At 42.4% G+C, this 14,243-nt stretch carries 16 protein-coding genes; all 16 read left to right on the forward strand.

The window, feature by feature from the left end; genetic code table 11:
• Positions 1 to 15: 15 nt before the first annotated feature.
• The 16 genes from CL55_RS02270 (at position 16) to CL55_RS02345 (ending at position 14,230) form a co-directional block, all read left to right on the forward strand.
• Entirely contained in the window at positions 16 to 1,776 is a 1,761-nt protein-coding gene (locus tag CL55_RS02270; RefSeq protein WP_046329686.1) for a flagellar hook-length control protein FliK, read from the forward strand.
• 26 nt (positions 1,777 to 1,802) lie between these two features.
• A complete protein-coding gene (locus CL55_RS10415) occupies positions 1,803 to 2,540 on the forward strand; it encodes a flagellar basal body-associated FliL family protein (protein ID WP_052728714.1) in 738 nt (245 codons plus the stop codon).
• 31 nt (positions 2,541 to 2,571) lie between these two features.
• Positions 2,572 to 3,678, forward strand: a complete 1,107-nt coding sequence (fliM, locus tag CL55_RS02280) for a flagellar motor switch protein FliM (protein WP_052728715.1) — start codon at positions 2,572 to 2,574, stop codon at positions 3,676 to 3,678.
• 44 nt (positions 3,679 to 3,722) lie between these two features.
• Complete coding sequence (gene fliN / locus CL55_RS02285) at positions 3,723 to 4,100, forward strand: flagellar motor switch protein FliN (protein ID WP_046329687.1); 378 nt, start codon at positions 3,723 to 3,725, stop codon at positions 4,098 to 4,100.
• Positions 4,101 to 4,106: 6 nt separating this feature from the next.
• Positions 4,107 to 4,445 carry a flagellar biosynthetic protein FliO gene (gene fliO / locus CL55_RS02290; protein WP_046329688.1) on the forward strand — a complete coding sequence of 113 codons (339 nt, stop codon included), beginning with the start codon at positions 4,107 to 4,109 and terminating at the stop codon, positions 4,443 to 4,445.
• Positions 4,442 to 5,188 (forward strand): flagellar type III secretion system pore protein FliP, encoded by a 747-nt coding sequence (gene fliP, locus CL55_RS02295; protein ID WP_046329689.1) that lies wholly within the window; start codon positions 4,442 to 4,444, stop codon positions 5,186 to 5,188. The genes fliO and fliP overlap by 4 nt, the downstream gene beginning before the upstream one ends.
• A 5-nt stretch (positions 5,189 to 5,193) precedes the next feature.
• Positions 5,194 to 5,463 (forward strand): flagellar biosynthetic protein FliQ, encoded by a 270-nt coding sequence (locus CL55_RS02300; protein WP_046329690.1) that lies wholly within the window; start codon positions 5,194 to 5,196, stop codon positions 5,461 to 5,463.
• Positions 5,464 to 5,466: 3 nt separating this feature from the next.
• Positions 5,467 to 6,249, forward strand: coding sequence for a flagellar biosynthetic protein FliR (locus CL55_RS02305; protein ID WP_046329691.1), 783 nt, complete (start codon positions 5,467 to 5,469; stop codon positions 6,247 to 6,249).
• Entirely contained in the window at positions 6,239 to 7,006 is a 768-nt protein-coding gene (locus tag CL55_RS02310; RefSeq protein ID WP_046329692.1) for a hypothetical protein, read from the forward strand. The genes CL55_RS02305 and CL55_RS02310 overlap by 11 nt, the downstream gene beginning before the upstream one ends.
• Positions 7,007 to 7,153: 147 nt before the next feature.
• Positions 7,154 to 8,212, forward strand: coding sequence for a carbonic anhydrase (locus tag CL55_RS02315; RefSeq protein ID WP_052728716.1), 1,059 nt, complete (start codon positions 7,154 to 7,156; stop codon positions 8,210 to 8,212).
• A gap of 35 nt (positions 8,213 to 8,247) precedes the next feature.
• Positions 8,248 to 9,891 (forward strand): tetratricopeptide repeat protein, encoded by a 1,644-nt coding sequence (locus tag CL55_RS02320; RefSeq protein ID WP_046329693.1) that lies wholly within the window; start codon positions 8,248 to 8,250, stop codon positions 9,889 to 9,891.
• Between the two features lie 248 nt (positions 9,892 to 10,139).
• Positions 10,140 to 10,556, forward strand: coding sequence for a flagellar basal body rod protein FlgB (gene flgB, locus CL55_RS02325; protein WP_046329694.1), 417 nt, complete (start codon positions 10,140 to 10,142; stop codon positions 10,554 to 10,556).
• Positions 10,553 to 10,957 (forward strand): flagellar basal body rod protein FlgC, encoded by a 405-nt coding sequence (flgC, locus tag CL55_RS02330; RefSeq protein WP_046329695.1) that lies wholly within the window; start codon positions 10,553 to 10,555, stop codon positions 10,955 to 10,957. The genes flgB and flgC overlap by 4 nt, the downstream gene beginning before the upstream one ends.
• Positions 10,958 to 10,989: 32 nt before the next feature.
• Positions 10,990 to 11,685: a flagellar hook assembly protein FlgD gene (locus tag CL55_RS02335; protein ID WP_046329696.1), complete on the forward strand. Its 696-nt coding sequence runs from the start codon at positions 10,990 to 10,992 to the stop codon at positions 11,683 to 11,685.
• 32 nt (positions 11,686 to 11,717) lie between these two features.
• A complete protein-coding gene (locus tag CL55_RS02340; protein ID WP_046329697.1) occupies positions 11,718 to 13,451 on the forward strand; it encodes a flagellar hook protein FlgE in 1,734 nt (577 codons plus the stop codon).
• A 17-nt stretch (positions 13,452 to 13,468) separates the two neighbouring features.
• Positions 13,469 to 14,230: a flagellar basal body rod protein FlgF gene (locus CL55_RS02345; RefSeq protein ID WP_082091875.1), complete on the forward strand. Its 762-nt coding sequence runs from the start codon at positions 13,469 to 13,471 to the stop codon at positions 14,228 to 14,230.
• Positions 14,231 to 14,243: the final 13 nt, after the last annotated feature.

A 14,243-nucleotide genomic window follows, 5' to 3' on the forward strand; every position in this document is an offset into this window, starting at 1 on the left:
CCATTTGGAGAGAGCATGCCAACAGTTAGTCAAATACAGATGCAAGCAGCATTTAGCCCCATAAGCGAGGCTATTGCTCAACCGGGTAGTCTTGCCGGTGGCTCTGCCATGCCTATTGGTTTTGATACTTTCTTGACATCCTTAAACCAAAAGATGCTAGCCCGCATGGATGCGAGGACAAATTCAGATAAATTAAGTGGCCTAAAAAATGGTTTAGGCACTCTAGGTATGCAAAATTTGCCTGGATTTACAAAGCAAGATAAAGATTCTGCAAAAATTACCGATCCTATGCAGTTGCTGGCAGCTCAGTTAGCAGCGCAAGGCCTCATTAATCCAGTCGTTAATCAGCCAGCAATGGTAAATCCATTGCCTAATGGTGGTGTTGGGGTGAATGCGGTAGATTCAAGCAAGACAGCGGCTGGATTGAATTTACCTGGCGCTCTTGGTCTGAAAGGTCAAAACATCAATCCCCAGCAAAACTGGTTAATCACACAAGCGCTTGCAAAAGCAATGAGGGATACTGGGCAAGGAAATAACTTAACTCCTCAAAACCCCCAAGTTGCTCAGTTAATGCAAATGTTGCAGCAAGCGCAACCTACAACGGCTGTCCAAGCCAGTGCCCTAGAGCAGTTAAAGGGACTGGTTGCTCAAGCGAGCCAAACTAGCCAAACAGCAGCTAGCCAAGCCCCTAAAATTACGCTGACCCCAGAGCTCGCTAGTGCGATCCAGGATCTAGCGCAGCAAGCGCAACCTACAACGGCTGTCCAAGCCAGTGCCCTAGAGCAGTTAAAGGGACTGGTTGCTCAAGCGAGCCAAACTAGCCAAACAGCAGCTAGCCAAGCCCCTAAAATTACGCTGACCCCAGAGCTCGCTAGTGCGATCCAGGATCTAGCGCAGCAAAGTAATTTGCCATTAACGCCCCAATTGGCTAGTTTATTTGGCCAAACTACACAAATGAAGACGCAAGCTTCTTCATCAGACCTTAAGCAAGAAGCGGTGACTATTGCTTCGACCCTAGGAGTTGCAGAAAAGCTCACCTTACAGACTTCACAAGACAGAAGTATTGAGATGGATCGTCAAAATACTCCGAGTACGGTTTCTCAAAACACGAAGAACACTGATAATGCTTTGATGCCTTTATTTGCAGGTCAGGCATCCAAAGAAAATAAAGGGCTTGATACCTTACCCCGCCTTACACCTGAGTCTGATTCTCAGAATCCAGAGCGTGAGAAGATAACAGAATTAGCTGGTCAAGATGCCAATAGCCTAAGCACTCAATATAGTGGCCTTGCGCGCTTGGATAGTCAGACCTCAGAGGCACTCCAAAAGTTTCAAATCAAGCAAACAGAAGCTTCTTTAGTGAGTGGTCCCTTACATAGTGAGATCATGAGTGCTGCTAAGTCTGGTGGCGGCCGTATTATGTTTGAATTAACGCCGCCAGAGCAGGGTACCATCCGAATCGATCTACATATTAACCAAAATGGCTATGCTCATTTGATCGTCGAAGGTGCAAGTGATGCCACAAAATCTCGCTTAGACCAGGGCGGTCAAAACTTAAAGCAAGAATTTGCACAAATGGGCCTCAATCTTTCCCTTGATCTTAGGCAGGAAAATCAGTCTCAACAGGCATCTGGCCAATCCTTTAATAATGCCCGTCAGGACTATTATGCTAATCAGCAGATTGTGAATCCCAACCCTAAAAACCTTGCAGCAATAGGTCTTATGGGTTCGGGTCATAATACGGGTGCTGGCGGAACAGTTCATCTGTTTGCTTAATATGATGAAAATAAAAGGGAATTAGCATGGCTGATGAAGAACGCGTAGAGCCCACCTTAGATGTAAATGGCGGGGTACCTCCTCCACCTATCGTAGAGCAGGTACAGGTTGAAGAGGAAAAGCCTAAAAGCAAAAAAATGCTATTTTTAATCATAGGATTGATAGTAGTATTGGTTGGAGTAGTTGGCGGCTATTTTTATATGCAACATAACGCTGAGCTTAAAAGACAGCAAGAAGCTGAAGATAAACGCCCTGAAAATATTCTGAAGAAGCAATTGATGGAGCGCAAAGATAATGCAGCCCCTATTTACATTGCTCTAGATGAAATGATCGTAAACCTCCCTGGCAGAGGAGGAGAGCATTACCTGCAGACCAAGATGGTACTTAGAACAAATGATGGATCTACTGAAGATAAGATCAAGAAGTTTATGCCCGTTATCAGGGATAAAGTCATTACAGTTTTATCCTCACGCCAAATGCAAGAATTAGCGACTGTAGAGGGCAAAACAATGATGGCTCGCGAGGTCGCACTGGTAATTAATTCAATTATTGCCCCGCAGTTAACTGCTATTTACATACTTCAGCAACAACCATCAACAGCTGATATTCAGAATTTAGAGAGAATTGGCGCTGTACCAAAAGAAACTTCTTCAGGTCAGAAGATTACTGGTGAAGCTGCCAGGGCTGCGGCAGAATTTTGGAATGTTACGGAGATGGATCTACCTGTTCAGGCGGTTCTATTCAATACTTTTGTAATGCAGTAAAATATCTACTAGACAGTCCACTTAGGAAGATATGGCGACAGGAGCAATCAATGTCGAGATGAACATTGCGGCTGAAGATCAGCAGTCAATGTTCGACAAATCGAAGATTATTGCTCGTCGGCGCATGCCGACGTTGGAGCTCATACACGAACGCTTTTGTCGGGCGGTCCGTTTATCCCTGTTTAACATGATCCGAGCACCGATTGAGGTGCAGATGCATATGCCGAGCGTTAAAAGCTACGAGCAATTTGTATCCGAATTCCCTGAGCGCACGAATATTAATATTGTTGGCATACGTCCATTGCGCGGTGTTGGATGCTGGATCGTAGATCCTGGAGTTGTCTATATCGCGATTGATAATATGTTTGGTGGCGAAGGTCGACTGGCGCCTAGACTGAGTTTGCGTGAGTACACACCCACTGAGTTGCGAATTATTCGTCGTCTTGTTGATGCACTACTAAATGACTACGAGAAGGCTTGGAAAGCAGTTTACGAAATTAAGTTTGATTTCATGCGACAAGAGACTAACTTTGGATTCGCCAAAATCACTTCTCCTGGGGAGATGGTGCTCCATTCTAAATTTACTATTGAGATCAATGGTAGGCCAGGTGATGTCGACCTGTGCATTCCATTCTGGGTAATGGAGCCAATCAAAGCCATTTTGTATAACAACATGCAAGGCTTTGCAAGTGAGCCGGATGAGCATTGGACTAATTTATTAAACGATCAAGTTCACGAGGCTCCAGTGACTGCAGTAGCGGTATTGGCACGTAAGCAGATGCTCTTGCGTGAAATTACATCTCTATCGGTTGGGGACATTATTCCAATTGAGATTAATGATCCAGTTACAGTTTATGTTGATGGCTTGCCAGTGATTAAGGGGCAATATGGTGTAAAAGAAGGCCGCTATTCAGTCAAAGTAAGCACGATTCAACATCCTGCAGAATTTTTAAAAAGCCCCCTAGAAAAAGCGCGCTTAGGCCCAAGTATGATGCGAAGTGCGGAAAAAGGGGAGTTGTATGAGCAGTCTGGGGAGCACTCTCAGTCCCATAGTCCAATTCAAGCTCCTAAACCCAATGAAACTGACGTTTCAAGCGATACAATAGGTCAGCTTGCGGATGAGCTAGACCCCAAATGAACCCAGGTATCAAGCAGGCATAGAAGAGATTAAAGAGGATCAAGATGGCTGAAAACGATAATGATTTAGCGAAAACACTAACGAGTGCTGATGTTTCTGGTTCCCTTCGTAAAGCCACATTTAATAACTTAGAGGATGGCGCGAAATCTGGCGCAGATTTTAATGATATTGATTTAGTGATGGATGTACCGGTTCAAGTCACAGTTGAGCTTGGACGCGCAAAAATGCAAATTCGCAATCTCTTGAATCTCACTTATGGTTCTGTTATCGAGCTCGATATTCTTGCTGGAGAGCCGCTAGAGGTAGTTGTGAATGGATGTCTAGTGGCCCAAGGTGAAGTGGTAATTGTGAATGATCGTTATGGTATCCGCTTGACTGATATTGTTACCCCCGCAGAGCGTCTGCGTAAAATTAATCGTTAATTTTAAATGGGCACATCAGTTGGTGGCATGCTGCTTTTCTCATTCATCTGGCTGGCACTCGCTGCGGCACTGATTTGGGTTGTAGCATATTTAGTAAAACGTGATTCTGCAGTGCGCGCAAGCAATCCCCATGTCAAGATTTTGGCACAACAGGCTCTAGGCCCAAGAGAGCGAGTCGTTATTGTGAATGTACTCAATCGCATTTTGGTAATCGGGCATACCCCAACCCAAATTAATTTGTTGACCGAATTAGATCCTGAAGATGTAGCTAACATGAAACCTCAGCCCAGTAGCACTGATTTTGCCAATCAGTTACGCGCTTTGGTCAAAAGGAAAATCGGTTGAAAAATAAGATTACCTTTTACATTACAGGGGTAATAGGACTACTCGGGTTTTTCCCATTGATTGCTTGGAGTCAAACTTTACCGCTAGTAACCACAAAGCAGGTCGGTGGGGGTACATCCTACTCAGTACCAGTTGAAACAGTACTGGCTCTTACTGCGCTGAGTTTTTTGCCTGCGGCATTAATTTTGATGACCAGCTTTACAAGGATTTTGATTGTATTTTCATTGCTACGTCAGGCGATGGGGCTAACGACTATGCCGCCCAATATCGTATTAATAGGGCTCTCCTTATTTTTGACTTTATTCATCATGAATCCAGTTTTTGATTCTATGTATAAAAATGCTTATCAACCATATTCTGTCGGTAAGATGGCTTTCCCTCAAGCGATAGAAATTGGATCAAAGCCCTTAAAAGAATTTATGCTGAAACAAACACGTAAGGACGATTTAAATTTATTCGTCAAGTTATATGGCGTAGAAATTGAAGCGCGTGAAGATGTTCCGTTCACGGTTTTAATTCCAGCATTTGCAATTTCGGAAATTAAGACAGGTTTTTTAATTGGCTTCGTTATTTTCTTACCTTTTTTAGTGATTGATTTTGCAGTTGCTAGCATCTTAACTTCTCTTGGTATGGTGATGGTTTCACCAATGATGTTTTCCTTACCATTGAAGTTGATTGTATTTACCTTGGCAGATGGTTGGGTCTTGCTCTCGACCTCATTAGTCCAAAGTTATATAAATTAACTGTCATGGAGAGTGGGGTCGTTCTCGATTTGGTTTATCAGGCCTTGAGGATGGTGGCAGTTTTAGCGGGACCCATACTCATGGCACTATTAGTCGTAGGATTAATCATTGGTATTTTGCAAGCAGCCACCTCGGTTAACGAGTCCACAGTTGCATTCATTCCAAAGCTAATAGTATTTGCTGGTGTTGTTATTGTTGCTGGCCCAGTCACTCTGTCTTTGTTTACGGATTACATGAGAGAGCTCTTTGCGCGAATACCAGGATTAGTCAGTTAATTCATGTTGACCATAAGCGGCCTACAAATTGAGCAGTACATGGCGATCTTTATGTTCGCCTCGTTAAGAGTTTTTGGACTACTTTTGACTGCACCCATGTTCGCCTTAAGAACAATTCCGTTACAGTTTCGTCTATTTGTTGCTTTGGCATTTGGTATTTATCTTCTGCCACTACTAGGAACTGAAAAAATTCCATACCCAGGAAGTATTACTTTTTTTGCTTCGGCGATTGAGTTAGCTATTGGTGCTTTCATTGGATTTGCTGTACGCATAGCATTTATGGTGGTTGATATTGCAGCAGAAGTGCTATCTTTTTTAGCTGGCTTTAGTTTTGCATCCACTAACTTTTTCGATCCTTCTTTGGCGTCTGGCTTGGTGTCACAGTTTTTAGGCTTGGTGGTTTTGGCGCTTGCATTTACACTCAATATTCATTTAGTTTTAATCGATTTAGTCTTGAGTAGTTTTAAAACAGTGCCATTAGGCGTTTGGCCGCAATCTTGGACTTCTAAAGGATTGATAGATTTATTTTCCGCATCATTTCGTTTGGGCTTAATTCTATCGATGCCAGTACTGCTGGTTTATATGATGTTTAATCTAATTCAAGCGTTTTTAGGAAGAACTAGCCCGCAAATGAATTTATTTTCTGTGGGGTTTGCAATTAGCATACCCTTAGCCTTTTTAGTAATCTTTTTGATCTTGCCAGATCTGCAGTTTATTTTAGAGCGCTCTCTTGAAAATCCTTTGCAACTTATCCGTCAGGGTTTGGAGATGCCTAATGGAAAATAATCCGAATTTAAAAATCCCGCTTAAATCAATAGGTGGAGTTTTACTAATTATTGCTAGCTTTTCTGCAGGCTGTCAGAGTGTAAATCCATCAGATATGCCCCCTCTAGTAACAATTTCAGTTGAGGAGGGGCTTACCCCAAATGAGCAGTTAGTTTTAAGACAAAATTCACTCAATCAAGCGCCAGATGGTCCCGATGAATGTGATAAGAAATTCCCTTTTTCAATTGCGACATCTAAAAATGATCCATATGCTGATACTGGCCCTGAAACATGCAATAAGTTAAAAATACGTGGCCAACGCATGCAATGTGAAATTGATTCTCTTGTATTGGAAAAACCTGTATCGAATACGACAGGAGCTAAAATAGAGTTGGCCAGTTGGGCTCGTTGCAACGGAAAGATAGCCGATTTATTAATTGAGGGCTACTATTTGCCTGCCAGTGAAATTGAAAGAAGGTTGCAGATTTGCAGCTCTAATTATTATGCTGATCCTGGTAAGATGCCAAAAGCAGGTTGGTATCAACGATTTCTGAAATGGTACACTAGCAATGATTTAACCCCACCACCAAGTGATGCAGCCCTTGAGGTGGCATTAAAGCAGTCAACACCGCTTGATAGTCGGCAAGATACTGCAGGTTTGATGAAGTGTGAGTGGATGTTTGGTAATAGTCGCACCCCTCAGATAGATCCACTGCCAACTTCAAGCAATAGTAATGTTGCACCCACCAGTCCCGCTAAGAAGCCCGCTAGGAAGTAAAAATAAGCATCCTCCGATAGTTCAACTTGCCTAGTTGTTGGTAATGGAGCCTCAAATAGACCGGTTTAAGTGGGTATTTAAGCCTTCTAAAAATATATTTGCAAATCTTTCTTAAACGAAATTGCAAATATTGCCGTAAGCAAACTCATGATGAATAGAATGCTCAGCCCTTATGCTTTGGCATTAGCCCTTGCTCTTTGCCTATTGCCTACGCGACCGGTAATGGCATCTGATCCTGCTCCAACCGCCAATGTAGCGGATAAAGTTGTTGATAAGGCCAAGGTAACAGTATCTCCAGCGCCATCAAGTGATGATGAGATGAGTAAGGCGCTGACAAATAAAATCAGTAAGGGATCGGGCGATATTGTTATTCGAACTAGCGACTTACCGGCTGGTGGCTCCGCCCCTGTTTCTAAAGAAACAAAAAATAAGCCTGTAGTAAAAGCGTCCACTAAGCCTGCTGAAAAAGAATTGCATGCTCATCAATGGTCGTATTTTGATGGACCAGGCGGCCCAGATAACTGGGGTAATTTAGGTAAAGAGAACTTAGCCTGCCTCAAGGGAAAGAGTCAGTCGCCTATTAATATCAATGTTGATAGGGCTGTCAAAGCAGAATTAAACCCCATAGAGTTTATTTATAGAGCATCACCTTTATCCATCATCGATGATGGCCATACCATCATGGTGAATTATGGTGAGGGCAGCAATCTGATGGTGGATGGAAGGCAATATCGACTAGTTCAGTTTCACTTCCATAAGCCTAGCGAAGAGGCAATCAATGGAGAGCGCACTGATATGGTGGCACATTTAGTACACCAGCACCATGAAGGCAGCATTGCAGTTGTCGCAGTCTTAATGAGCACAGTTAAACCAGCAAGTTCGAGAAAATATTGGTGGGGTGATGATGCTGTTAAAGAAAATGCTTTTATTAATACCCTCTGGAATAACGTCCCATTAGTTAAGGGTAAGACCGAGATGCCTGGAGTCATGATTGATATTAATCAATTATTGCCAGCGGATAAAAACTATTTCACGTATATGGGATCTTTAACAGAGCCACCATGTACTGAGAATGTTCTTTGGCTTGTTCTGAAAAATCCGATTTATGTTAGTGAGGAGCAAGTAAAGAATTTTGATCGCATGTACCCGATGAATGCACGGCCCCTGCAGCCTAAAGGCGATAGATTAGTTAAAGCGACTAAGTAGTGATAGATCGATAAAGTGACTTTAAAGCCAATGCCATGAGTCAAATAAAAAAAATTTCTAATCAATCTCTCAGAAATATTAATATTTCTGAGAAGATTGCTTTTGAATTAAATAGCCATTCTCAGATATTTGATTTGGTAGATATGGCTATCGCATTTCATCAAAATGGAATGCTTGAGGAGGCTGGTTTAATTTATGAAAAAATTCTCATTAAAGATCCGGGGCATACCGATGCTATGAATTTATTGGGCCTTATCGCTTTGCAAAAAAAAGAATACCCGCATGCTATAGCCCTTATTAACAAAGCAATTTCTGCATCGCCTCATAATAATGTACCTGAATTTCATGCAAATCTTGGTTGTGCGCTTCACCAAGAGGGGTTATTGGATGAATCAATAGCAAGCTTTGATTTGGCAATATCTTTAAATCCTTCCGTTGTGCTTTACTATACGAAACGGGGTCTAGCCCAGCTAGAAAAGAGGTATTTTGACAGTGCTATTAATAGCTTTGATCAGGCGATAAAGCTCAGATCACAAGATCCAATGAGTTTTTATTATCGAGGTCTTGCTCAATTAGAAAAGAAGTATTTTGATGATGCTATCAATAGCTTTGATCTGGCAATTAATCTAAAAGATGATTTTCCTGAGGCTTTTAATAATCGCGGTATTGCGCAATTGGGGCATAAGTATTTTGATGCCGCTATTCACAGTTTTGATTGTGCAATTCTTCTGCGACCCGATTATTCAGAGGCCCTATGGAATAAGGGTCTAGTATTGTTAAAGCTAGGAAGGTTTGAAGAGGGGTGGATGCTTTATGAGGCTAGGTTAAAAAGGGCTCCAGCATTTCCTTTGGTAAGACAAGAACTTCAATATAGCTATATTGAATTGGATCAATTGGCAAATAAGTCTGTCTTACTTTTCAGTGAGCAGGGGATAGGTGACACTATTCAGTTTTATCGTTATGTAAAAAAGATTGCCAATCTAAATGCTCGCGTAACTGTCGCAGTTCAAAAATCTTTAGTTGACTTATTGTCGGAATCAAACCCCTTATGGAACATTATCAGCATTGAGGGGGCATTACCGGAATGTGACTACAGAAGTTCGTTGCTAAGTCTCCCTTTTGTTTTACAAGAAAAATGTATTGATATTCACTCTGACAATCCTTACATTTTTAGTAGTCCTATTAAAGTATCGGAATGGAAAAATAGGCTTGGCCGAAAGCAAAAGCCTAGAATTGGATTGGTATGGAGTGGCAATACCTTATTTAAAGAGAATGCCAATAGGAGCGTCCCCTTACTTCAGATAATTTCATTCTTACCAAGCGATTTGCAGTATGTAAGTCTGCAAAAGGAATTAAGTGATTTTGACTTAAAGGTATTGGAAAGAAATCCTTTTATTTCAAATTATGCAAACAACCTAACTGATTTTAATGAAACCGCGGCGTTAATTGACTGCTTAGACCTAGTCATTACCGTAGATACTAGTATTGCCCACCTTGCTGGGGCTATGGGCAAGAGGGCATGGCTCTTGCTGAGTGATAACGCCGATTGGCGTTGGTTAATAAACACCGAGTCTTCGCCATGGTATCCAACAATTAAAATCTTTAGACAGGATCAATTGGGGGATTGGTCAAGCGCGCTAAAAAAGATTGAACTAGAACTAATAGCTCAATTTAGATAAGCTTCCAAATTTTCTAATTTTTATCAAGATTTACTATCTTTTTTGGTAATTATTGCCAAATCAAGCCCTTAATAGGCAATTTTTGCCTATTAAGGGCTCTGCCCCATATTCCCCCCATTTATTCTGGTCCTCGCCAGAAAGGGCGGGCATATATTCATATATTTTCAAAACTGGCACGCTCCTTGCATATTCATTCATGAGGACTTTCCCCTCGGTTTAGATCATTCCCAATTAGGGGAGGAGATGAAATGAATGCAGTGCCGCAATACGACTCATTAATGTTTGGTGAAACCGCGCTGAAGTTGCGTACTTATCGCCAGCAAATTTTGAGTAACAACTTGGCAAACTCGGATACTCCTGGCTTTAAAGCTAGAGATATACGCTTTGCTGACGTGTTGAAGGCGCAATTGGAAGGCAAGTTACCCTCAACAGGTGTGTCCATGACGACAACTCATGCTGGGCACATTGAAGGCAGCAATAGTAAGGATGACCCTCGTCTAATGTATCGCGTACCAAATCAGCCGTCTAAAGACGACAACACAGTCGATAGTGACGTGGAGTTGAGTGAGTTTACGAAAAACTCAGTATTTACCGAGGCTGCACTCCGTTTTTTAGGTGGCACTCTAGATAGTCGCTTAACCGCCATTAAAGGGCAGCCCTCATGAGTCTACTTGCTGCTTATGATATTGGGTCTTCAGGGTTAACGGCGCAAGCTATGCGCTTGAATGTGACCGCCTCCAATATTGCCAATGCCGAGAGTGTTGCTGGTCCCGATGGCCGACCTTATCGTGCTAGACAAGTTGAATTTAGTGCCTTGATGAAACCAGGCTCTCCAGGATCAGGGGTTGCTGTGAAAAGCATTGTAGAGAGCGATGCCGCACTTCGAATGGAGTATCGGCCAGGGCATCCCAAAGCCAATGCTGCGGGCTATGTAGAAATGCCTAACGTGAATCCAGTTGAAGAAATGGTCAATATGATCTCAGCATCACGTTCTTATCAAATGAATATTGAAGCAATGAATGTTTCACGTCAATTGATGTTGAAGACCTTAGATTTAGGTCGCTAGTTTTTTTGAACAGATAAAGAGCTGAGGAAGATATGACAACAACAGGTCCGATGAGCAACATCCCGGTATACGATCCAGCTCTAGCTAAGAGCACGTCTGCTTCATCTTCATCGATTGGAACATCGGCAGCAGATGAAACTCAGAATTTTCTAAAGTTGCTAATAGCGCAGATTCAAAATCAAGACCCAATGGCGCCAATGGATGCCTCTACCATGACGGCACAAATGTCTCAGCTCAATATGGTGACGAGCATGAGCAATATGAACACCTCAATGACGGCGATGCTCAATCAAATGCAGAGTGTTGACTTTATGAATCAAGCATCGCTCATAGGACATAGTCCAGCAGTGGCAGGAAACACAATTGCTTTTGATGGAACAAGCCCAGTGATCTTGGGTGCAAATGCTGCAAATCCGATGAGCTCAGCAGTGGCAACAATTAAAGATGCTAGTGGCAATGTAATCAATAGCGCAAGTCTGGGTGCTGTGGTTGCTGGAATGAGAAATTTTGCATGGGATGGTACAGATGCGGATGGTAATACAGTAACCGCAGGGACATACAGCATAAGTATTAGCGGAACAAATACATCTGGTGGAACTGAGTCTCTAACAGCTTATGTGGCATCCCCTGTAGCTGCAGTAACTAAGGGAGCTAAAGGCGAAACGTTGCTCACCTTACAAGATGGAAGACAGATTAATGCATCAACAATCCAGCAATGGGTCAATTAAATCAATAAAGAAATTACGATAAGGAGTCGAAAATGGGATATGGAATCGGATTAGCAGGTTTAACAACAACTTCACAAGCAATTGACGTTGTCAGTAATAACATCGCCAATGCGCAAACGGTTGGATATAAAAATGGTCAGTTTGTCTTTGCTGATATGTATTTTAAAGCAAATGATGCGCAGGCAAAAGATCGCGTTGGTATGGGCTCTCAACAGCAAGCCATTAGAAGAGATCAATCCTATGGATCGGTGACATCTACACAAAATCCATTGGATTTAGCAATCACTGGCCCTGGAATGTTCATGTTAGCAAAAGACGTTGTTGGAACTGTTCCAACAGAAAGTCCAAGTAAGTTTGAATATACCCGCAACGGTCAATTCGGTACCGATAGTGAAAACCGAATGGTTAATCCAAGCGGCTTGCTAGTAGTTGGATACCCATCAGACGAATCTGGAAATATTATTGCTGGCGCAAAATCAGTGATGACATTAGATCAAACCCCCCTGCCATCGCAACCTACTCAAAATTCGGTAGTGGCTTTGAACTTGGATACCAGAGATGGTGCATTGGACTATGCCTTTAGTCCGACGAATAGCAGTACCTACAGCCAAGCAACATCGCAGACTATATACGATCAAAATGGTACCGCACATATATTAGCTAAATACTATAAACAAGTTTCATCCCAGGCTTTAACGTTGGAACTTGATGATGAGGGTGGCTACTCCTACAATCCAACTCAGTCGATAACACGCCCAAACAACGAGCAGTTAGCATTAATCGCAAGTACCTATAAAGGCGAGGATAAAAAGTATGTCACTACATCAGGTGCGAGAGCTCTTGGCAGTGGAAATACGATTAATACTGAAGATGTAACAATTACAGGAGCTGTGAAAACCCTGACAGGAGGTACATTAAATACAATTGGATCAACCTATGATCTGACCTTATCTGATGGAACACATGTTCCGATTACCCAAACGAGAATAGGTGTAGAGGCAAACGGTGTCTACACTACTACCCCAAAATATACAGCAAGCGTAACTAGATTTGAGGTGTATGCAACCATTGATGGCAACAAAGTCGGCCATGACCCAGATACCGATGCTGATGTGAATTTTATTCAGCAAAGCGACCTTTCAACCTACACTCAGCAAATGTCCATTGGCACCATGGCTTTTTTAGGGGGTAAAAATATCGATACCCTGCAATTGGGGTCAGATGGAACGCCTGAAAATGATGCATCAACCAGTTTATATATAAATGCCTTAAGTTCAAGTGTCGCTGGTGACTATGGTCGTACAGATGATTACGGAATTATGCAATTTACGATTACTAGCGATGATATGACAGCGCTGACTGCGCCTTCTCAAACATATGCTAATAGTCAGGATGGTCATACCGTGTCTAATTTATCTAGCTATGCAATTGATAGTGATGGCAAATTAGTTGCAACATATGACAACGGTGAAACTCTTGTTAAGGGACAGTTAATACTGGCACAATTTTATAATCTTGATGGCTTAATGCCAAATGGTAGTAATACATTTACAGCAACAGACGCATCTGGCGAACCTATTTTGAGTGCTCCAGGAAGTGGCTTATTGGGTCAGGTGCGATCTAAGGCACTAGAGGCCTCAAATGTGGATCTAACGTCTCAGCTAGTTCAGTTGATGGTGTTGCAAAGACAGTATTCAGCAACTTCGCAAGCATTGAAACTACAGGCTTCCACATTGATTGATGATGCTATTAATATGGGTCGATAAGCAGCACTTCCTAAATTATGATTAATCGATACGCATACACTTCCATGACGGGGGCAACAGCTTCAACTAATCAGTTGGCTGTTACCTCCAATAATCTGGCAAATAGCTTAACGCCCGGTTTTAGGGAAGTGATAAGTGCGTTTCGTGCTGTGCCTCTAAAAGGCGATGGTGAACCATTTACAGGAAATGGAGCAGACACTAGAGTATTTTCTGTTGAAACTACCCCAGGGAGTAACTTTACAGGTGGGCCGATACAAACAACTTCAAATCCCTTGGATGCAGCTATTAAAGGAGATGGGTTTTTTGCAGTCCGCAGGCCCGATGGGAAAGAGGCTTATACCCGCGCTGGTAAGTTTATGGTGAATGACCAAGGAATTTTGAGTATCGGCAAGGATATACCAGTGGTCGGTGATGGAGGTAGCATCACAATTCCAACCGGATCAATAATGCAAATAGCTGAGGACGGCGCAATTTATACCCAGGTTCCTGGAACGCAGTTTCTCAATCAAGTCGGCAAGTTAAAGCTAGTTAACCCAAATACCAATAATTTAGTGCGCGCAGAAGATGGCTTATTTGACCTACCAGGAGAGCAAGCAGCTTCTGACTCGCGTGTCAAAGTGGTGCAGGGGGCTTTTGAGCAAAGTAATGTTAATCCAACCATGGCGATGGTGCAGATGATTGGTCAAAGCCGATTATTTGATTTAAACACCCGCTCGATCACGATGGCCGATCAAAATGCTAGATCTGCTACTACGCTGTTATCACTATCACGTAGCTAATATAAGAAGATAA

This window comes from Polynucleobacter duraquae, from assembly GCF_000973625.1.
Taxonomy (GTDB): Bacteria; Pseudomonadota; Gammaproteobacteria; order Burkholderiales; family Burkholderiaceae; genus Polynucleobacter; species Polynucleobacter duraquae.